Source organism: Kitasatospora sp. NPDC023120, assembly GCF_055560835.1.
This window is the reverse complement of the sequence record NZ_JBVHHY010000004.1, coordinates 125,513-146,711: the sequence shown is the minus strand read 5'-3', so window position 1 is coordinate 146,711 and position 21,199 is coordinate 125,513. Positions and strand designations below refer to the sequence as shown.

At 75.5% G+C, this 21,199-nt stretch carries 12 protein-coding genes; 1 reads left to right on the top strand and 11 read right to left on the bottom strand.

Going from position 1 to position 21,199, the window contains the following annotated elements:
* Window positions 1–136: 136 nt before the first annotated feature.
* The 10 genes from ACZ3TI_RS07560 to ACZ3TI_RS07515 all read right to left on the bottom strand — a co-directional run bounded on the left by ACZ3TI_RS07560 (window position 137) and on the right by ACZ3TI_RS07515 (window position 18,738).
* On the bottom strand, window positions 137–1,969 hold the full coding sequence (locus ACZ3TI_RS07560; protein ID WP_465724450.1) for a hypothetical protein: 1,833 nt from the start codon (window positions 1,967–1,969) through the stop codon (window positions 137–139).
* A 361-nt stretch (window positions 1,970–2,330) separates the two neighbouring features.
* Complete coding sequence (locus ACZ3TI_RS07555; RefSeq protein WP_465724448.1) at window positions 2,331–5,198, bottom strand: condensation domain-containing protein; 2,868 nt, start codon at window positions 5,196–5,198, stop codon at window positions 2,331–2,333.
* Window positions 5,195–7,009 carry a non-ribosomal peptide synthetase gene (locus ACZ3TI_RS07550; protein WP_465724446.1) on the bottom strand — a complete coding sequence of 605 codons (1,815 nt, stop codon included), beginning with the start codon at window positions 7,007–7,009 and terminating at the stop codon, window positions 5,195–5,197. The genes ACZ3TI_RS07555 and ACZ3TI_RS07550 overlap by 4 nt, the downstream gene beginning before the upstream one ends.
* A 126-nt stretch (window positions 7,010–7,135) precedes the next feature.
* Entirely contained in the window at window positions 7,136–8,956 is a 1,821-nt protein-coding gene (locus tag ACZ3TI_RS07545) for an amino acid adenylation domain-containing protein (protein WP_465724444.1), read from the bottom strand.
* Between the two features lie 29 nt (window positions 8,957–8,985).
* On the bottom strand, window positions 8,986–10,161 hold the full coding sequence (locus ACZ3TI_RS07540) for an acyl-CoA dehydrogenase family protein (RefSeq protein ID WP_465724442.1): 1,176 nt from the start codon (window positions 10,159–10,161) through the stop codon (window positions 8,986–8,988).
* A 14-nt stretch (window positions 10,162–10,175) separates the two neighbouring features.
* Window positions 10,176–13,298, bottom strand: a complete 3,123-nt coding sequence (locus ACZ3TI_RS07535) for a non-ribosomal peptide synthetase (protein WP_465724440.1) — start codon at window positions 13,296–13,298, stop codon at window positions 10,176–10,178.
* 326 nt (window positions 13,299–13,624) lie between these two features.
* Window positions 13,625–14,974, bottom strand: coding sequence for a condensation domain-containing protein (locus tag ACZ3TI_RS07530; RefSeq protein WP_465724438.1), 1,350 nt, complete (start codon window positions 14,972–14,974; stop codon window positions 13,625–13,627).
* Window positions 14,975–15,022: 48 nt separating this feature from the next.
* Window positions 15,023–16,402 carry an MFS transporter gene (locus tag ACZ3TI_RS07525; RefSeq protein ID WP_465724436.1) on the bottom strand — a complete coding sequence of 460 codons (1,380 nt, stop codon included), beginning with the start codon at window positions 16,400–16,402 and terminating at the stop codon, window positions 15,023–15,025.
* A gap of 344 nt (window positions 16,403–16,746) precedes the next feature.
* The gene (locus ACZ3TI_RS07520) at window positions 16,747–17,976 is read right to left on the bottom strand and encodes a PP2C family protein-serine/threonine phosphatase (protein ID WP_465724434.1); all 1,230 of its coding nucleotides are present in this window, start codon (window positions 17,974–17,976) and stop codon (window positions 16,747–16,749) included.
* 99 nt (window positions 17,977–18,075) lie between these two features.
* Window positions 18,076–18,738 carry a maleylpyruvate isomerase family mycothiol-dependent enzyme gene (locus tag ACZ3TI_RS07515; RefSeq protein ID WP_465724432.1) on the bottom strand — a complete coding sequence of 221 codons (663 nt, stop codon included), beginning with the start codon at window positions 18,736–18,738 and terminating at the stop codon, window positions 18,076–18,078.
* 71 nt (window positions 18,739–18,809) lie between these two features.
* Here ACZ3TI_RS07515 and ACZ3TI_RS07510 point away from each other — a divergent pair, with 71 nt between their 5' ends.
* Window positions 18,810–19,868 (top strand): LysR family transcriptional regulator, encoded by a 1,059-nt coding sequence (locus tag ACZ3TI_RS07510; protein WP_465724430.1) that lies wholly within the window; start codon window positions 18,810–18,812, stop codon window positions 19,866–19,868.
* Here the strand turns inward: ACZ3TI_RS07510 and ACZ3TI_RS07505 are convergent.
* Complete coding sequence (locus ACZ3TI_RS07505; protein ID WP_465724428.1) at window positions 19,859–21,112, bottom strand: erythromycin esterase family protein; 1,254 nt, start codon at window positions 21,110–21,112, stop codon at window positions 19,859–19,861. The genes ACZ3TI_RS07510 and ACZ3TI_RS07505 overlap by 10 nt on opposite strands.
* Window positions 21,113–21,199 lie beyond the last annotated feature (87 nt).

Below are 21,199 nucleotides of genomic sequence, written 5' to 3'. Positions count from 1 at the left end.
AGGTCGAACGGCGCGGTCGCGGATCGACACCGGTGGACGGACACGGGCCATTTTCTTTCCGATTGCCTCCGACGTCCTCCCGACGCCCGTGCTGTCCTCCCGATGGGCACCCGACGGCCCCCGGTGCGCTGTCCTGTCAGGGCCGGGCGGGGGCCGGATCCTGCACGCGCCCCTGCAGCTGCTTGGACAGCTCCGCGACGCAGGCCGCGAGCTGTCCGGTCGTCAACTGCCCCGGATCGCCGCCGCAGCCGCCCACCGGCGCGGTCGGCGGGGCGGTCGGCGGAACGGTCGGTGGGGCGCTCGGCACCGGTGTGCCGGTTGCCGGGGCAGGCTGTCCGCCGCCCGGCGGGGTGATGCTGCCGTTCAGGGACACCAGGTTGGGCGTCACCGTGGCATCACCCGACAGGTCGATGTAGTCCTGGGTCTGCCCGTTGAAGTCCACGAAGCCGCGCCACATGTCCCGGCCGAACGGGATGATCTCCTGCAGCGCGCCGCCCTGCCCGGCGCTGATGCCGATCCCGGTCTGCTGCGCCATGTACGACACCATCCGGCCGGCCAGCACGTCCAGGTTCACCGGCGGGCTGTCGTCGCCGCGCACGTACACGTGCAGGTCGTTGAGGCCGCCGCCGGCCCGGTCGGCCTGCAGGACGGCGAACGCCACCACCAGTTGGGAGGAGCTCTCCCGGGGCACCAGCGGCGTCACGTAGTACAGGTGGCCGTCCGCCTTGGAGCGCAGCAGGAACTCTCCCGGGTTGCCGGCGTTGGTCGCCGCCGAGGTGTGCGCGTAGCCGAAGCCGCGGTCGTCCTTGGCGCCGCGCCCGCCGAGCCACTGCACCTCGTGGATCTGGTCCCGGACCACCGAGGCCGGGTACACGGCCCCGGGCAGCTCACCCGGCGCCACCTCGGGCCGGTACGTCGTGCTCGGACGGCCGTCCGGCGAGCCGCGCAGGACCAGCACCCCGGCCGGCTCCAGTACCGTGCGCTGCCGCCAGCCGGTCTGCCGTGCCACCGAGATCACCACCACCGGCTGGGCGGTGCGGGGGTCGGTGCCGTCGCAGTAGCCCCAGATGTCCTGGTCGCTGTAGACCAGGCTCGGGAACCGCTCGGAGAGCAGGTTGCGCAGGCTGACGGCCCCGGTGCCGGCGAAGGCCCGGCCGAACGCGTGGTCGCCCCGGAACGCGCAGGTGACCACGGAGTTCGAGCGGCCGTCCCAGACGGCGATGCCCTCCATCGGCTGTTCGCCGGAGCCGTCCAGCACGGCGGTCCACACCCCGCCGCCCTGGGAGGCGTCGGGCAGGTAGTGCAGGCTGTGCCCCATCAGGTGGACTCCGGAGGTCAGACCGGCGCTGTCGGTGAGCGCCTTGGTCGCCGCCGCGTAGGAGGCGGTGCGGGCCTCGAAGTCGAAGTCCGGCATCGGCGCGGTCTTCACGCAGGCCGGCACGTCCGCGGTGCCCACCAGGTCGCAGCGGCCGCCGTCGCCCGCGCGGGTGTGCTCGGTGACCGGCAGCACCGAACGCGGCGTGCCCGCCCCGCCGGCCGGGATGTCGAGCACGGTCGACGCCGCGTAGAAGCGGCCCGCGTCCTTGTCGTCGTCCCACAGTCCGGTGCCCACCCGCACCAGCGAGGCGACCACCGCCAGGACCGTCACCGCCAGGGTCAGCCGTACCCGCCACCCGAGGAACCCGGCCCCGGATTCCTCGGCGACGTAGGCGACGGCGCCCACCGTGCCGCACAGCCCCACCGCGACCCAGATCCAGAACAGCGGCGTCGCGTCCGGCACACCGCCGTGCGGGAACAACTCCTGCTGGAGCAACAGCACATAGCTCTGGTCCTGCTGCCCGAACCCGCCGAACACGAGGTGCTTGACCAGCCACACCAGGACCGCGACCAGCGGCATCCACAGCCACCAGACGGCCAGCGCCACCGCCCCGCGCCGCGCCGCACCCCGTCGGACATCACGCTCCGTCACACGTCCCCCCTTTTCCCGCGCCCCTCTGCCGGTCCGGCCACTCTAGGGCCCGTCTTCACACCCCCGCAGCGCTCGAAGCCGTAGCGCTCGCAGTGGATGTGCACGGTCCCCCCCCTCAGGAATCCACCCGGTCGTGCCCGGGAGACGACCATAGGGGCCGCGTCCGCGGACCGGAACGCGAATCGGGGGCTCCGGTCCGGTGGACGGACGCCAGGGGGTGCGCGCCCAGACCGGAGCGTACAACAGGCTTACCGTGGTGGTGAATTGGGAGCCGCAGCCGAGCGGAGGGTCCGGCCGAGAGAGGGCTCCGGCCGGGCGGAGGGTCCGGTGTGCGGGAGGACCCTCCGCCCGCGGGGGCGGCTCAGGCGGTCATGGCTGCGAGGACGGTGCGCCAGTCCTCGCCCGGTTCGGGGGCGAGGGGGGCGGCCAGGGTTTCGGCCCGGTACTGCCAGGGGCGGCGCAGTTCCTCCTCGGCGTCGGGGCCGGTGAGGAGGGGGCTGGTGGAGCCGAGCAGCCGGACCAGTTCGGCGGTGAAGTCGCTCCAGGAGACGTGTCCGCTCACGGCGTTGACGACCCGCCCGGCTGCCGGGTGCTCGGGGGCGGCGCAGGCGGCGAGGGCGCGGGCCAGCGCGGCGGCGTGCACCCAGGAGGCGCCGTACCAGTCGTCGGACGGCGGCAGGGTGATCGGTCGACCGGCCAGGGCGGCCTGGTAGAGGGGGCCGGTGGAGCCCCAGCGGAGCTGGTCGCGCAGGCGGTGGTGCGGGCCCCAGACGATCGGGGCGCGGACGGCGGTGACCGGGCCGCGACCGGGGCCGGCGGCTTCGAACAGGATCCGCTCGCAGTCCAGCTTGGCCTGCCCGTAGGCCGTGACCAGCGGGCCGCTCGGGCTGCCCTCGGGGACCTCGGTGCCCGCCGGGCGGCCGTACGCGTCGATGCTGCTGACGAAGACGAACGGGCCGCCGCGCCAGCCGTCCACCAGGGCGCGCATCGCGGCGACGTCGGTGGCGTGGTCGGTGAAGGTGCAGGCGGAGTGGATCACCGCGTCCACGCCCTCGACGGCGCGCCGCAGGCTGTCCTGGTCGGCGAGGTCGCCCTCCGCCACCTCGGCGCCGTGCAGGGCGGGCAGGTGCGCGGACTCGGGCCGGACCAGTACGCGGACCGGCCTGCCCTGGGCCATCAGCTCCTGCAGCACCGCCGCGCCGACCCCGCCGGTGGCGCCGGTGAGCAGGACGGTTCCGGTGCGGGGGCGGGTCTGCGGGCGGGCGCCGGTCCGGGCGAGGACGGCGCGGCGCTCGTCCTCGCGGGTGGCGAGCAGGGCGGCGAGCGCGCGCGGGGTGCGCTGCTCGAGGATGTCGAGGCCGGTGAGCGGCAGCCCGGTGCGGGTGCGCAGGCGTTCGGCGAGTTGGACGGCGACCAGGGAGTGGCCGCCGTGGGCGAAGAAGTCCCCGTCGGCGGGCGGGGTGGTGCCCAGCAGTTCGCCGAAGGCCTCCCGGACGGTGCCGACCGGGCCCTCGCCGACCGGTTCGCCCCCGAGTGGCCCCGCTCCGAGCGGGCCTTCCCCGGACGGCACGGCGCCGGGCAGTCGGCCGCGGTCGAGGGTGCCGTCGGGGTGCCGGGGGATCCGGTCCACCAGGGTGACCGCGAGCGGGAGTTCGGCTGCGGGAAGGCGTCCGCGCAGGGCGGCCCGCAGTTGGGCGCCGTTCGGGGCGACCGGTCCGCGGACCACCGCGTAGGCGAGCGGCGGGAGCGGCGGCCCGTCGCCCGCCGGGGCGGCGCGTTCCACCACGGCCGCGTCGACCACCCTCGGGTCGGCCAACAGCAGTTCCACCACCGGGTGTTCGGCGGCGACCAGGAGCCTGCCGGGCAGCTCGGACAGGCGCGGGTCCGCTTCCCCCGCCACGGCCGTGAGCACGGCGGCGAAGGCGTCGAGCAGCCGTGCGGCGGTGGCCTCGTCCAGGGCGTCCCGGTCGTGCTGGACCAGGCAGCGCGGCGCCGGGCCGTCCTCCACGAGCAGCGCCAGGCCGAACTTGGCGAGCCCGAGGTCGAGTTCCACGTTCTCGGAGGCGAGGCCCGGCAGCGTCAGCGGTGCGACGGGCTGGACGAGGTCGCAGGTGACGGAGAGCAGCGGGGTGCCGTCCGCGTTGCGGGCCGCCGCGCCGAGCCGCTCGACCACGAGGTCGAACGGCACGTCGTGGTGCTGCTGGGCGGCGAGCAGTTCGCCGCGTACCGCCGCCAGCAGCTCCGCGAACGACCGGTCGCCGGCCGGATCGACCCGCACCGCAAGGGTGTTGACCGCGAGGCCGACGGTGCGCCGCAGCTCGGGTCGGGCCCGGTGACCGCTGGCGCAGCCGAGAACGAGGTCGCCCTGTCCGGAGGCCGTGCGCAGCGTGGCGAACGCGGCGGCCAGGACGACGGTGAACAGCGTGGCGCCGTGCCGGGCGCCGAGGCTGCGCAGGCCGTCCACGACGGCCGGCGCCAGCGGAGCGGCGTGCAGCACGGCCCGGCGCTCCCGGACGCCGGGCGGGACGGGCCGCAGCAGGGCCGGCGGGCGGGCTCCGGCCAGCCGGGCGGCGAGGGTGTCGGCGGCGGCGGTGAGTTCGGCGTCCCGGGCGCGCTCCTGCCGGGCGTACTCGGCGTACGACGGTCCGGGCGGCGGGAGTTGGGGCGCCACGCCGTCGCGCGCGGCGGCGTAGAGGGCGGCCAGGTCGTCGGCCAGGACGGGCAGCGAGCCTCCGTCGACGGCGATGTGATGGATCGTCAGGACGAGTGTGTGGTCCTGCGGTCCGTGCCGCAGGAGCAGGGCGCGCAGCACCGGTCCGGTGGCGAGGTCGAACGGGCGGACGGCCTCCGCGGCGAGCTGTTCCGCGGCTGCCGCCTCCGTCGTGGCGTCCACGACCGGCAGCGACACCGGGGCCGGCGGGTCGATCTGCTGGTAGGGCTGTCCGGCCCGGCGCGGGTAGCGGGTGCGCAGGACGGCGTGCCGCTCGGTGAGGCCGGTCATCGCGGCGGCGAGGGCGACCCGGTCGAGCGGGCCGCGCAGCCGGGTGGCGATCGGGACGTTGTAGAGGGCGCCGCCCTGGCCGAGGTGGTCCATCAGCCACATCCGCTGCTGGGCGTGCGAGAGCGGGGCCGGGCCGTCGGGCACGCCGGGGCGCCGGGGTGCGGGAGCGGCGGCGCTGCGGCGGTTGCGGGCGCGGCGCAGCAGGTCGGCCTGGTCCACGGCGGTCATCGGGCTTCTCCCTGGGTCTCGTCCGAACCGTCGGAGTCGCCGGAGTCGCCGGAGTGGTCCGGTCCGTCGGCGGCCAGCAGCGCCCGTTCGAGCAGCTCCGCCTGCCTGGCGACGGTCGGGTGGCCGAGGAAGTCGGCGAGCGAGAGCTCGACCCCGAGGTCCTCGCGCAGGTCGTCGACGACCCACATGGCGAGCAGCGAGTGCCCGCCCTCGGCGAGGAAGTCGGCCGCCGGGTCGGTGATCGGGCGCTCCAGGGCGCGGCTCCAGGCCTCGGCGACGACCTGCTGGATCGGGGTGAGCGCGCCGCCCTCGGCCGAGGGCTGCCGGAGCACGTCGTCGGCGGCCAGCGCCCGCCGGTCCACCTTGCCGGAGCCGGTCAGCGGCAGCGCGTCGAGCACGGTCCAGGCGGTGGGCACCAGGTGGGCGGGCAGCCGCTCGGCGAGCCGGGTGCGCAGCGTGTCGGTGGCCTGTCCGGCGCCCTCGGCGAGCACGAGGCAGGCGGTGAGGGCCGCGTCGTCCTGACCGGCCCGTCGGACCACCACCGCGGCCTCGGCGACCTCGGGGAGCTGCAGCAGCGCGTGCTCGACCTCGCCCGGTTCGATCCGGAAGCCGCGCACCTTGACCTGCTCGTCCGTCCGGCCGTGGAACTCCAGAGTGCCGTCCGGCAGTTGGCGCACCAGGTCGCCGCTGCGGTAGGCCCGTCCGAGGTCCGGTAGCTCGCGGAAGCGCTCGGCGGTCAGCTCGGGCCGGTTGAGGTAGCCGAGGGCGAGGCGGTCGCCGGCGATCCACAGTTCGCCGACCGTGCCGGGCCGTACGGGAGCCAGCTGCTCGTCCAGCACCAGGGCGCGGGCGCCGCCGAAGGGCCGTCCGATCGGGACGGGGCCGGCGCAGTCCGCCGGGGTGACCCGGTGCAGGGTGGTGAAGGTGGTCGCCTCGGTCGGCCCGTACACGTTGACCAGTTCGAGCCAGGGGAAGGCGCGCAACACCGCGCCGGCGTGCTCGGGCGAGAGCACCTCGCCGCCGACCGCCAGGGTGCGCAGCACCCCGAAGATCCGCGACTGGCGGGCGGCCAGGTGGTGGAAGAGCGCGCTGGTGAGCATCAGGGTGGTGACGCCGAACCGTTCGACGTCGCGGCCGAGTTCCTCGGCGGTGGGCCGGTCGGCCGGGGAGACGGCGACGGCGGCGCCGCGGGCCAGCGGGGCCCACAGCTCGAAGGTGGAGGCGTCGAAGGTGACGGCGGAGTGGAACAGCACCCGGTCGCGCGGGCCGAGCGCGATGGCGTCCGGGGCGGTGACCAGGTCGGCGACGGCACTGTGCGGGACGAGCACGCCCTTGGCCCGCCCGGTGGAGCCGGAGGTGTAGAAGACCAGGGCGGGTGCGGTCGGGTCGGAGGCGTCGGGAGCCACCGTGCCGTCGGCGTCGGTGCCGTGCTCGGTCAGGACGAGGGTGTGTTCCTCGGCCAGTCCGGTCTCGGCGAGCAGCGCCTTGTCGCCGAGGACGAGCCCGGCCCCGGCGTCGGCGGTCATCTCGGCGATGCGCGGACGCGGGTAGGCCGGGTCCAGCGGGAGGACGTGGCCGCCGGCGCGCCAGATGGCGAGCTGGGCGACGACCAGGCGGGTGGAGCGGGCGCAGAGCAGGCCGACGGCGCTGCCGGGGCCGATGCCCCGGGCGGCCAGCACGGCGGCCAATCGGCCTGCGGCGTCGACGAGTTCGCGGTAGGTGAGGACGGTGGTGCCATCGGTCACGGCGAGCGCGTCGGGCTGCCGTTCGGCCTGCCGGGCGATCAGCGCGGGCAGGGTCGCGGAGTGCATGGGAATCCCTTCCGGGCGCCCCGGCGGTACGGGTTCGGGGCGCCCTGCTGAGGAGACGGAGAAGACGGAGGAGGCTGAGGAAGGTGCGGGAGGCCGAGAAGGGGCGGGACGGCCAGGCGGCCGCGGTCAGGCGGTCGCAGTCAGGGCGGCCACCCGTTCCTCGACCAGCCGGGCGACGGCCCGCAGGTCCGGCTGGCGCAGCACCAGGGGCGCGCGCAGCCGGATCCCGTACTCGCTCTCCAGGGCCTCCAGCAGTCGTGCGGCGGCGAGCGAATTGCCGCCCGAGGCCAGGAAGTTGTCGGCCGGGCCGAGGTCGGCGCGGCCGATCAGCTCACGGCAGAGCTTCAGCACGGTGCGCTCGACGGGAGTATCCCCCTCCTCCCCCGCGGGCTCCGCCGGCACGGCGGCCAGCAGGGCCTGGCGGTCCACCTTGCCGTTGGCGTCCAGCGGGAAGCGGTCCACCAGCCGGACGGCTGCGGGTACGGCCTGCTCGGGCAGCCAGGGCCGGACGGCGTCGAGCAGCCGCGCCGGGTCGGCGTCCGTCGTGTGCGCGCCCTCCTCGAGCTGGACGAAGGCGAGCAGCCGGACGCCGCCGGCCGGGGCCTGCTCGGCGGCGACCACCGCCCGGCGCACCTGCGGGTCGCGCTCGAACGCCGCCTCGACCTCGGCGGGCTCGATCCGCACGCCGCTGACCTTGACCTGGTCGTCCAGGCGGCCCTGGAACTCCAGCGCCCCGTCGGGGCGCATGACCACCCGGTCGCCGGTGCGGTAGACCCGGTCGGTGCCGTCCACGCCCTCGGGCGCGCCGACGAAGCGGCGGGCGGTCAGCTCGGGGTCGAGGTAGCCGGCGGCCAGTCCACGACCGCCGATCCGCAGCTCGCCGGCCACACCGCGCGGCACCGGCCGGCCGTCCTCGTCGGTGACCAGGACGACCGCGCCCGCGATCGGCAGCCCGATCGGCGGGGCACCGGCGCCGTGGTCGCCGCCGGGCGCCATGGTGTGAACGGTGGTGGTGACGGTGGCCTCGGCGGGGCCGTAGGCGTTGTGGACGGTCGCGGTGACCTCGGGCCCGGGGGCGCGGCGCAGCCGGTCGCCGCCGACGATGAGGTGGCGCAGCGCGAGCCCGGCGGGCCAGGGACGGGCGAGGACGGGCTCGGCCAGCGGGGTGGGCAGCACGCTCACGGTGATGCCGGCCTCGCGCCACCAGTCGGTGAGCGCGCTCGGGTCCCAGCGGACCGCCTCGGGGGCGACGACCAGGGTGCCGCCGGAGGTGAGGCCGGCCCAGAGCTCCATCACGTGCGGGTCGAAGGCGACGCCGATCAGCAGGCTGTGCCGCTCGCCGGGGCCGAGGCCGGTCAGCTCGCGGTACCAGTGCAGCAGCGCGCCGAGCGCGGGCTCGGTGACGGCGACGGCCTTCGGGGTGCCGGTGGAACCGGAGGTGAGCACCGCGTAGTGGGTGCCGACCGGGACGGGCACCTGACCGCCGGGGGTCAGGGCGGCCACCACGCCCTCGGTGGGCAGGTCCAGCGGCAGCTGCTCGCCGCCGGGCGGCAGCAGGGCCGGCTCGCCGACCAGGCAGGCCGGGCGCAGCTGCTCGGCGACGGCCCGCAGCCGGCGCTCGCCGGGGCGCGGGCCGATCGGCAGGTGGACGGCGCCGAGCTTGGCGGCGGCCAGGGTGACGGCCACCAGCGACACCGAGTGGCCGAGGCAGACGCCGAGCAGGTCGCCCGAGCCGACCTTGCCCCGCAGCGCCGCGGCGGTTCTGTCGGCGAGGCGGTCGAGCTCGGCGTAGCTGTAGGTGCGCTCGCCGTCGATCAGGGCGGGGGCGTCGGGGGTGCGGCGCACCCAGGTGGTGAACAGGTCGAGGACCGCGTCGTCCTGGTGCGGACGGCCGTACCCGATGCTCGGGATACCCGCACTCGTGGTGTCCGTGTCGGGGGATTCCATCGTGGTCTCCAAAGTATCGTGACGGATCGTCAGTTCAGGCCCATGGAACGGGCGATGATCACCTTCTGGACTTCGGAGGTCCCCTCGATGATCGTGGTCATCCGCACGTAGCGGTACAGGAACTCCAGCGGGTGGCCGCGCACCCAGCCGGTGGCGCCGTGCACCTGGAGCGAGCGGTCCACCGCGCGGACGGCGGTCTCGGAGGCGGTGAGCTTGGCGAGCGCGGCGTTCTCGGGCGATTCGGTGCCCTCGTCGACCAGTCGGGCGCAGGCGAGGGTGAGCAGCTTGGAGGCCTCGACCTCGGCCCGGGTGGCGACCAGGTGCTCCTGGACGTGCTGGTACTCGCCGATCACCCGGCCGAAGGCGCGCCGGTCCTTGGCGTACTCGACGCCGATGCGCAGCGCGTACTCGGCGATGCCGTTGCACATCGCGGCGACCACCAGACGGCCGCGGGAGAGGCTGTCGATGGCGAGGGCGGTGGCCGCGCCGACGCCCTCCTCGCCGCCGATCACGGCCTCCGGTCCGACGGTGACCCGGTCCAGCAGCAGCTCGAACAGCGGCTCGCCGGACATCCCCTCGTAGCGCTGGCCGATCCGCAGCCCGGGCTGGTCCATCGGCACCACGAAGGCGGTGGCCCCGCCGGTGGGCCCGGCGCCGTCGCCGAGGTCGGTGGCGGCGACGACCAGTGCGATCCCGGCGTGCTCGGCGTTGCTGACGAAGGTCTTGCGCCCGTTCAGCACCCACCGCTCGCCCTCGAGCACGGCGGTGGTGGTGAGGCGGAAGGCGTCGGAGCCGGCGTGCGGTTCGGTGAGCGCGAGGCAGCGGGTCTGCTCGCCGCGCACCAGCGGGACGAGGTGGCGCTCCACCTGCTCGGGGGTGCCGTTGCGCAGCAGCGGGCTGGGGCCGTCGGAGCCGGCCAGCGCGTACGGCGCGAGGACGCAGCCGCTGCGCCCGGCGGCGTGGTGCAGCAGGACGACGGCGGTGAAGGGCATGTCGGAGCCGCCGAGCTCCTCGGGGTAGTCGCCGGCGTAGAAGCCGAGTGCGGCGGAGCGCTTGCGGACGTAGGTGCGCAGGTCGCCCGGCACCTGGTCGGCGGTCTCGGGCAACTCCGCCGCCAGTGGCACGAGTTCGCGGCGGATGAAGCTCTCGAAGGCCTCGACGAGTTCGCGGTGGCCGTCTTCCAGGACGGCGGAGGGGGCGGTCATTTCGGCTCTGCCCTTCACTTCTGGCCGACGAGGGCGCGGGCCTGGTCGGCCAGCACGGCGTGGCGGAACAGGGTGCGCAGCGGCGGGCGGCTGCCGAGGTGCGGTTCCAGGTAGGCGGCGAGCTGGGCGGCGAGCAGCGAGTGGCCGCCGACCTCGAAGAAGTGCGAGTCCGCAGTGAAGCGGTCGTGGCCGAGCACCTCGCGCCAGGCGGCGGCGATCAGCTCCTGGCCGGGGTCGGCGAAGGCGCTCGGCGCGCTCGGCTCCTCGGCGGCGGACGCGGCGGCCTCGGTGGCCTCGTCGGCCAGTCGAGCCAGGGCGGCGCGGTCGGGCTTGCCGCCGGGCAGGGTCGGCATCGCGGCGACGGCGGTCCAGCTCGCCGGGACGAGTCCACCGGGCAGCCGGCGGGCGAGCGCGTCGTGCAGGGCGGCCTGGTCCGGGCGGTCGGCACCCTCCAGGAAGCCGACCAGGCGGGGGCCGGTCCGCGGGTCGGTGTGCAGCAGCACCGCGCAGGATCGGCCGCCGAGTTCGGCGGAGGCCGCGGCCTCGATCTCCTCCAGCTCGATCCGGTGGCCGCGCAGCTTGACCTGGTTGTCGGCGCGGCCGAGGAAGCACAGCCGGCCGTCCAGGTCGCGGTAACCGCGGTCGCCGGTGCGGTAGACGCGGGCGCCGTCGAGCGCGGGGACGGTGACGAAGCGGGCGGCGGTCGGCTCGGGCAGTCCGAGGTAGCCGTCGGCCACCATCGTTCCGCCGACGACGAGTTCGCCGACACAGCCGGCCGGGAGCGGGCGCAGCGTGTCGTCCAGGACGTGCATCCGGGCGCCGTCCAGCTCGGTGCCGAGCGGGATCTCGCCGTCCGCGGCGACGTCGGCGGCGGTCACCCGGTACACGGTGGAAGTGACGGTCGCCTCGGTGACGCCGTAGGCGTTCAGGACGGTGGTGGCCTCGGTCAGGTCGGCGAGGGCCCGGGCGGGCAGGCGCTCGCCGCCGAGCACGAGCAGCCGCGGCGTCCAGCGGCCGTCGCGCAGTGCCTCGCGCAGGTCCTCGCGGACGGCGAGCAGGTAGCTGGTCGGCAGGTTGGCGACGGTGACGCCGCGGGCGGCCAGGACGGCGACCAGCTCGGGCCCGGTGGGCACCTCGCGCTGCGGCACGACCAGCGCGGCGCCGACGGCGAGGGCGGGCAGCACCTCCTCCAGGGCGACGTCGAAGGACGGCCGGGCGAACAGCAACACCCGATCGGCGGAGGTGAGTTCGTAGCGGGCGGCGATCGCGGCGACGTACCAGGCGAGCGCCGCGCGGCCGACCCGGACGGGCTTGGGCACGCCGGTGGAGCCGGAGGTGTGGATCAGGTACGCGGCGCCCTCCAGGACGGCGGCGGGCTCGGCCTTCGGGAAGGCCGGACCGTCCAGCAGCGCCGGGGTGACGCCCTCGACGGGCAGCGCGAGGGCGCTCTGCCGGGTGGCCAGGACCAGCGCCGGGCTCAGCCGCTCCAGCAGCAGGCCGAGCCGGGCGGCCGGGTCCTCGGTGGACAGCGGCGCGTAGACGGCGCCGTGGCGCAGGCAGGCGAGCAGGGCGACCACGCTGTCCGCGCCGCGCGGCAGCACGGTGGCCACCGGCTGGCCGGGCGCGACCCCGGCGGCGCGCAGCCGCTCGACCAACTCGGTGACTCGGCGGTCGAGTTCGCCGTAGCTGATCCGCTCGGTGCCCGCCAGCAGGGCGAGCGCGGTCGGGTCGTGGGTGGCGGCCGAGTCGAGCAACTCCGGCGCCTCGGCGGGCATGTCGACGACCGGCCCAGGGGAATCCGAGTCGGCCTCGGGCGCGGGGGCCAGTTCGGCGATCGGTGCCTGCGGGCGGTCCAGGTAGCAGCGCAGCAGCTCCAGCAGCCGCTCGGACAGCAGCACGGCCTCGGACTCGCGGAACAGGTCCGCGTCGTAGTCCCAGACCAGCGTCATCCCGGCGGCGCCGTGCTTCTCGCCGACCACCCGGCGGTCATCGGGCAGCAGCACCAGGTCGAGGTCGAAGCGGGTGGTGCCGGTGTTGAAGCCCTCGTACAGCGAGACCTCCAACCCGGGCGCCTGGACGTCCGGCAGCGCCGCGTCGTGCGCGCTGAACATCACGTTGAACAGCGGGTTGTCGGCGCCGCTGGTGTGCAGACCGAGCCGGCGGGTCAGCTCCTGCACCGGCAGGTCCTGGTACGGCAGCGCGCGCATCAGGACGTCGGTGACCTCGTCCACGGCCTCGGTGCCGGGGGCGGCGGGGTCGAGCCGCAGGCGCAGCGGCACGGTGTTCACGAACATGCCGACGGTGCCCTCGAAGCCCTCCGGGCGGTTGCCGACGGCGGTACCGACCACGAGTTCGCGGTGCCCGCTGTGCCGGCGCAGCATCTCGGCGAACAGGGCGAGCAGGGTGCTGAACGGGGTGTGGCCGTCGGCCTTGCTGCGCTCGCGCAGCCGCTCGGCGAGGTCGGCGCCGATCGCCTGGCGCAGCTGCCCGCCGCGGTGGCGGCGCTCGGTGCCCGGCCGGGCCAGCCCGGGCAGCGTGACCTCGCGCGGGGCGTCGGCCAACTCCCTGGTCCAGAAGTCGAGTGCGCGGTCGCGGGCGATGTCGGCGGCGGCGCGCGCGTGCTCCTCGTACGAGGGGGCGGCGGGCAGGTCGTACGGCTCGCCGAGGACCCTGGCGCGGTAGACGGTGAACAGGTCGCGCAGCAGGATCGCGAAGGAGTGGCCGTCGTGGACGAGGTGGTGCTCGACGTGGATCAGCCGGTGGTGGCCCTCGGCGAGCCGGACCAGGTGCCAGCGCAGCAGCGGCGCCCGCTCGGTGTCCACCGGCTCCTCGGCCTCGGCGGCGAGCAGCCGCCGGAAGGCGGCCTCCGGGTCTTCCTCGGACCCGAAGTCGCTGTAGCGCAGCTCCGGTTGGCATCCCTCGGCGACCCGCTGGCCGGGCAGTCCCTCCGACCGGGGCACCAACTCCAGCCGCAGGCCCGGGTGGTGGTCCAGGACGGCGGCGAGACCGGCGTGCAACGCGTCCCGGTCCAGGGCGCCCCACAGGTCGAGGACGGCGGTGAAGTTGTAGGCGCGGCTACCCGGCAGCATCTGCTCGTGCAGCCAGACGATCTCCTGCGACGGAGAGAGTGCGAACATTGGGCGGTTCCCTTGTGTGGTGGGCTTGTCGGCGCTGCGGTGGCCGGCAGCGGGTGCGGGGTGGTCCCGCTCCGGCCGGTGGACCGGGCCGCGCCGAAGTGAGGGCGCGGCTCGGGATCCGGGTTCCGGGGCGCCTGTGCGGCGCGTCCGTTCGGGCGGCGCGTGCGTCCAGGCGCGGTGGATCACGGTGGATCGCGGTGGATCGCGGTGAGGCGGATCCGGCGCGGGAGTTCAGGCCGCGGGCTGGGGCGCGGGCGCGGACACAGGAAGGATCACGTCCCCTGTGAGACGGTCCTGTTCAGGTGACGAGGTGCGGGCACGGATGCTCAGGCGTGGGCGTCCAGCCCCGCCCGGGCGTGCAGGTGGTGCCGTAGCACGGCGAGCAGGTCGCCGAAGGCGGCGTGGGCGTCGGCCTCGGGGAAGCGGTCGCTGTCCCAGGCCAGCCGGACCAGCAGGTCGTCGCCGTGCGAGGCGGAGACGGCGAGCGGGGCCGCGAGCGGCCGTCCGGCGAGGTGGGTCTCTCTGCCGGGCGTGCCGCCGAGCACGAGCGGTGGGCGGCGGTGCAGGTCCTCCAGGGTGAGCATGGCGTCCAGGGCGCCCGACCACGGAGCGCCGGCGGTGCGGGCGGCGCGGATCACCTCGTCGAACGGGGTGTCGGCGTGGTCCAGGTCGTCCCACCATGCGTCGGCGAGTGCGTCCAGGTCGCTCGTGGCCTCCGAAGTGGCGGGGTGCACCAGGGTGTTGAGGAAGCAGCCGAGTGCGGTGGGCGCACCGGGCGGCCGGCCGCCCCACGGGTAGCCGAGCGCGAGCGGACCTCCCCCAGCCTCCGGCCGGAGGGACCCCGGCGCCCGGTGCAGCCGGTGCGCGGCGACCCCGACGGCGTCCAGCAGGGCGGGGAAGACGGCGCTGCGGGCGGCACCCTCGGCGGCGGGCAGCCGCTCGGTGAGCATCCCGGTGGCGGTGGCCGCGCCGCCGCCCGCCCCGCTGAGGCCGCCGAGCCGGCGTCCCCAGTGGGCCTGTGCGGCGGGCCCGCCGGCGGCGTCCTCGGCGGCCAGCTGGAGTTCCACGGCCTGCCGGTAGTCGGCCAGCGCCTGCGGACCGGGCCCGGCGGCCGACGGTTCGTCCGTCTCGTGCCTGTCGTCCGTCTCGTGCGTGTCGTCCGACTCGTACACCTGGCTCAGTTCGGCGATCAGCACGCCGATGGACTGCTCGTCGCAGGCCGCGTGGTCCAGCGCGACGGCGAGCAGTTCCTCCTCGCCGTCCGGGTCCTGGGCGATCAGCAGGCGCAGCGCAGGCCCGTCGAGGGGCCAGTCCAGCAGGGCTCCGCGCAGTGCCTCGCGGGCCGTCCCGCCGGGGGCGACGGCGATCCGGGTGGTCTCGACGGAGGGGCCGCCGACCCGCAGGACGGGCGTGCCACGCAAGGTGGCGAAGCCACCGCACAGCGCCGGGTGGCGGGCGGCGACCGCGGCGGCGGAGCGGGCCAGCCGGTCCCGGTCGAGGGTGCCGCGCGGGTAGGCGAAGACCAGCGGGACGACGTCGGAGCGGCTCTGGGGCGCGAGTCGGCGGGTGATCAGGAAGCGCCGCTGGGCGCCGGTCAGCGGGAGCAGCTCCACCGGGGAGTCGGCGGCGGCGGAGCGGTACCGGGCGAGGTAGGCGGCGGTGATGCTGGCGTGCACGGGAACGGTCTCCGGTTTCCGGTCGCGGCTCGGCAGGTCTGGGGTCGGTCAGCGGGTGGTGGTGCTCGCGGCCGCCGTCTCGGCGGCGGGCTCCTCCGCGGTGGCGGGCTCCTCGGCGGTGGCAGGCTCCTCGTCGGCGGCGGGCTCTCCGGTGGCGGGCGCTGCTGCCGTAGCCGGCGCGGCGCCGCTCGGCAGCTCACGCATCCGTCGCAGCGGCGACAGCAGCAGCGGCACCGGCACGAGCAGGAACCCGATCGCGCAGAGCCAGAGCGCGGTGCGCGGCCCGGCGGCGTCGGCGACGATCCCGCCGCCCAGCGCGCCGATCGGCATCGTGCCCCACACCAGGAAGCGCATGGTGGCGTTCATCCGGCCGAGCAGTTCGGGCGGGCAGACGCTCTGTCGGAAGCTGACCTGGGCGACGTTGTAGACGACCGCGCCGAACAGCACCACCCCGGAGGCGAGGCCGAACAGCACCACGCCCGCGTCGCCGCCGGACAGCGGCCACAGCACCGCGAACGGCGCCGTCACCACCGTGGACAGCCAGATCAGCCGAGCCTGTCCGACCCGGCGCGCCAGGTACCCGGCGCACAGCGCACCTGCCAGCCCACCGATGGCGGAGGTCGACAGCAGCACGCCGATCGCTCCCGGCGGCAGGTCGAGCACCCGCACCCAGAAGACCGTCTGCACGGCCATCAGGACGGCGGCGAACAGGTTGGACACGGCGGTGGCGGTCGCGATCGCCCGCAGCAGCGGGTGCCCGAGCACGAACCGGACGCCCTCCCCCACCTCGGCGCGCAGCGAACGCCCGGGCTCCGGCTCCGGCCGCGGCTCCTCGACCCGGATCCGGGCGAGCAGCAGCGCGGACGCCAGGTAGCCGCAGGCGTCGGCGACGATGGCGAGCGGCGCGCCGAGCAACTGGACCAGTCCGCCGCCGAGCCCGGGCCCGGCGATCTGCGCCGAGGAGCGGACCGTCTCCAACGCCCCGTTTCCGCCGACCAGTTGCTCGCGCGGCAGGACGGCGGGCAGGAAGGACTGGTGGGCGACGTCGAAGAACACCGTCGCCACCCCGGTGACCAGCGCCACCAGGTAGAGCTGCGGCATGGTCAGCACCCCGAGCGCCGCCGCGGGCGGGATCGACCCCACGGCCAGGCAGCGCACGATGTCCGCGCGGATCAGCACCGGCAGTTTGCGCATCCGGTCCAGCCAGGCGCCGGCCGGCAGACCGACCAGCAGGAAGGCCGCGGTCTCGGCGGCGGTCAGCAGACCCACCTCGAACGGAGTGGCGTCCAGCACCACCACCGCCACCAGGGGCAGTGCGACCAGGGTGACCTGACTGCCCGTCTGGGCTGCCGCGGCTCCGGTCAGCAGGAGCCGGAAGTCGCGGTGGCCGAGCAGACGGGCCTGGCGGGGGTGAGGCTTCTCATTCATCGGTTCGACTTTCGGTCAGCCCTTCGATTCAGGGCAAGCACCGCGTCCGTTTCCGGACGAACCGAAGGTCGGCATGATCCCGCCACTCCCCCGGCCACCCCTTGCGCCTTTCTTACGGCCGGTTATGGACCGACCGCGCCGCCCGAACCGCCGGTCGGCCTAGGCGGCACGGCCCGAGGGGCGCCTGCGACAGCGGCGGAGACCCCGGTCCATTTCGCCGTCCGGTATCCGGACGTATTCTTTCCGGCCACCGGACGGCGCTGCGCAATTTGGCCGGATCCCGTGGACTGCTACCGCACCGTCACCTCATCGTGATATCGGCGTGACCGACGGTGGCCGTCGAACTAAGCCGGGATTCGTCTCTCATCCGCCTCAGCCGCCCGGCGGGTGATCGCGAGCACCGCCATATCGTCGTCCCGCGGCCCGCCGACCCACCGCTCCACATCGGCCACCAGCGCGTCCAGCACCTCCTCCGGCCCGGCGAACGGTCCCAGCGGGGCGAGCCCGAGCACCGGGTCGTAGAACTCCCCCGCCTCACCCCGGGCCTCGGTCACCCCGTCGGTCACCAGCAGCAGCGTGTACCCGGGCGGGAACGGCCGGCTCTCCGGCGCGGGCCGCGCGATCCCCAGCACGCCCATCCCGAGCGGCAGCCCCGGGTCGGCCGCGTCCAACCGCCGCACCTCCGGCTCACCGCTCCGCGGGTACGGTCCCGAGCCCGGCACGTACGGTCCGGAGCCCGGCACGTACGGTCCGGAGCCCGGCACGTACGGTCCGGAGCCCGGCACCCGCGGGCCGGGGCTCAGCAGGTACGGGCCGGGGTGCCCGCAGTCCAGGAGGCGCACCGCCCCCTCCCCCGGCGGGAACTCCACCAGCAGCGCCGTGATGAACCCCTCCAGCCGCAGCTCCTCGCTCAGCTGGTCGGCCTCCCGGAGCAGCGATTCCTCCAGCGCGTCCGCGAGCGCCGCCAGGTCCGGCACCCGGTGCGACTCCTCCCGGAAGGCGCCCAGCAGCACCGAGACCGCCCCCACCGCGTGCAGCCCCTTGCCCCGCACGTCCGCGATCAGCGCGCGCACGCCGTACGGAGTGACCTGCAGCGCGTACGCGTCCCCGCCGATCAGCGCCTCGTCGTGGGCGGCCCGGTAACAGGCCGCGACCGACAGTGCACCCACCCGCCCCGGCGGCTCCGGCAGCACCGCCCGCTGCGCCGCCTCCGCGACCGACCGCACCCGCTCCAGCCGCCGCCCGTGCCGGGCCACCACGCGGTTCACCCCGACCCCGAGCAGCGCGGCGAAGGCCGTGTTCGCCAGCTCCAGGTAGCCGTCCCCCGTCCCGATCGACGCGTCCTGGGTGGACAGCACCAGGATCCCGGCCACGTTGGCCACCCCGACCGCCACGGTGTCCCGCAGCGACAGCAGTGCGCCCGCCAGTACGGCGGCCGCCGCCAGCAGCGGATCACCCCAGTAGTCCTTCGGATCCAGCGAGTTCCACACCAGCCCGCCGACGATCAACAACCACGGCGCGACCCGCACGTACGGCGGCCACTGCTCGGACCTCTCGACGGACCTCGGGGGCATCGGCGACCTGGCTTCCGTCTCGCCACCATCCGGAAGGGCTTCTTCCGATCGTAGGCACGGCCTCCCGCACCTCGCAGGACGGCCGCCGCGCGCTCAAACTCACCCGCCCCGGGCGAACCGCCCCGCGCCCCGCCCCGCCAGCAGCCCCTCCGGCACCCGGCGCCCGTAGGCCACCAGCAGCAGGTGCTCCGCGCGCCCCTCGACGGTGAGCGGGCCCCGCCCGTACGACCAGTCGGTGTCCGTCGCCTCCAGCCGGACCCCGTCCACCCGCGCCCCGAAGAACCGCAGGGTGCGGGGGGAGACCCCGGACAGCAGAGCTGTCGTGCGCGCCACCGGCAGCCGGGGCGGCAGGCCGAGCGCGACGGTGATGTCGAGGCCGTGGACGGCGTCGTGCGCGAGGGCCGCGATCCGGCCGCCGACGGGCGGGCGCCAGGGATGGCCGGCGTGGTCGGCCATGGCGGCGACGAGTTCGCGTTCCGTCAGCGCGGCGGCGTCGCGGCGGGCGATCCGGTCGGCCATGCGGTGGATGTTGCCGCCGGAACGGGCGAGCTCGAGGACCGTACGCGCCGTGGAGTGCCGGAAGCCGGTGCTCATGTGTGCGGCGACCTCGCGGACCCGCCAGCCCCCGCACAGTGACGGCGCGTTCCACTGCTCTCCGGTGAAGGCGGCGAACACCTCGGCGAGTTCGCGGCGCTCGGCCGCGATCTGCTCGCGGAGCCACTGGAGCTGCCCGGTGTCCTGGTTCTGCGGCACGGTTTCCATGCGTTCAGCCTGCGGCTGGAACCGTACACCTGTCCAAGAGCAGGAAGTTCTGCCGCCTATGATCAGCAGTTATGGAACTGCGGCAGCTCCAGTACTTCGTCACCGTCGCCCAGCACGGCAGCTTCACCCGGGCCGCGCAGCTGCTGCACCTGACCCAGCCCGGCGTCAGCTCCCAGATCCGGCAGCTGGAGCGCGAGCTGGGCCACCGGCTGCTCGACCGCTCGGGCCGCACCGTGCGCCTCACCCCAGCCGGTGAGGCGGTGCTGCCGCACGCCCGGGCGGCGCTCGCCTCCGCCGCGGCGGCCCGGCGGACGGCGCAGGAGTTCGGCGGGCTGCGGCGCGGTCACGTGCGCCTGGGCATGGTCGCCGGGGCGGCGCTGACCCCGCCGTCCGAGCTGGGCACCTTCCCGGGGCTGGCCACCACGCTCGCCGCGTTCCGCCAGGAGCACCCCGGCATCGACTTCTCGCTGGCCGAGGACACCACCGCGGGGATGCTCGCCGCCCTGCGCGACGGACGGCTGGACCTCGCCGTGATCGGCCTGCCCACCGCCGCGAGCGGCCGCGAGAGCGACGACGGCTGGACCACCCTGGCCGGGCTCGCCCTGCACACCGTGCTGGAGGTCCCGCTGGTCGCGGCCTGCCCCGAGCACCACCCACTCGCGGCCGCCCCGGTCTCCCCGCTCTCCCCGGCCGCCCCGGTCGGCACCACGGAGGCTGCCGACCGGGACGACGCCCGCGGCGACGCCCGGGACGGCGCGCTCCACCCGGTCTCCGCGCTCCCGGTCGCCGCCCTGGCCGGGCACGCGCTGGTGAGCACCCCGCCCGGCACCGGCATGCGCACCGCGCTGGAGCGCGCCCTGGCCACGGCCGGGGCGAGCGCGGCGGTCGGCGTCGAGGCCGCCGCACCGCCCCAGCTGGCCGAGCTCGCCGCGCACGGACTGGGCGTCGCCGTCCTGCCGCACCCGGGTGCCGTCGCCGGACTGCGGGTCCGCCCGCTGGTCGACCCCGTTCCGCTGGTGCGGATCGCCCTGGCCTGGCCGGGCGAGCGGCCGGCCGAGCCGGCGACCGCCGCCCTGCTGTCCCACCTGCGGACGGCCTACCCGGGCCCGGCCGCCGCCCGTCAGGCTTGAGGTCGGGCTTCCGGTCGGGCTTCCGGTCCCGCCGACGCCGCCGCTGCCGCCGCGCCGTCAGCGATGTGCAGGAGCGCGGCCGCGCCGTCCAGGACCTCCCGGTCGAGCGGGAAGTAGCCCTGCTGCGGCGTGGTGTCGGTGCGCGTACGACCTGCGGCCGGCAACTCCGCCTTCCTCAACTCCCAGGCGGTGCCGGGGCGTTGCAGGGCCGCCTCGTACGTGTCCGGCGCCGGTTCGCCCAGCCCGATCGTCTCGCTGCGCCCCAGGCTCCCGGCGATGAAGGCGTACCGCTCGCCCAGCAGCGCGCCGACGATGCGACCGGCACTGTTCCACCCGCAGTCCAGCTCCCCCAGTGCCCAGGCGCTCGGGTTCCGCTGCAGGTGCTGGTTGTGCGAGAAGACCAACGTCGGCCCGCGCCGCGCCTCGAGCTCGCGGATGTCGAGGAGGTTCTGCGCCATGAGTGCGTCCCGCAGGCCGATCAAGCCGCTCAACCGGTCGCTCGGGCTGAGGCCTCGGACCGCCGACTGCGCGTGGTAGCGCAGCAGCCCGATGCCCGCGGTCAGCCACGTCCGGGCCCGGAACCACTCCTCCCGGGAGGTCGCCGCGATCGACTCGGGTGCCCGCGCGTGGAGCCGGACGAGCAGGTCGTCGGCGATGCACCGCAGCCTCCCGGCCTCGGCGTCGGCACCGGGCGACTGCGCTGGGTCCAGCACCGCCTCGGCCCGGCTCCAGCGCTCGTCCTCGCCGGCCGGGCCGGCGATGTCGATGCCGGTGTCGGTGTCGGTGTCGGTGTCGGTGTCGGTGTCGGTGTCGGTGTCGGTGTGAGTGTCGGGTCGCAGGTAGTCGCGGGCGTACTCGAGGTAGCGGCGCGGGCTGGGGGCGCTGTAGTTCTCGGTCGGGGCGTCGAAGCCATGGAAGGACAGCCGCTCACCGGGCGGCCGGTTCCGGTTGAACTCGCTCATCCAGGCGACGAGTTCGCGATTGGCGTCGTGCTCCCCGAAGCCGTGCGAGAAGCCCTCGCGCAGCACCGCCTCCAGGGTGCCCGTGCCCGCCCGGACGTAGTCGTCCACGGCGAGCGCGGCCACGCGGTCGGTTTCCAGGGCGATCGACCGGAAACCCCGGTCGACCAGCCGGGCGAACAGTTCGTTGCGGACCCACCCGAAGGCCGGCTCCTGGTGCGTGGGCTCACCGAGCCCCAGCAGCTCGCACGACGGGGTGACGAAGTCGTGAATGTCCTGACTCATGGACCTCAAGCGTATCCTTGAAAGATCGGTTGAGACTTTGTCTGAAGCAGCCCGCCGATTACCCGCAGCACGGCCGCGCGAAGTCTC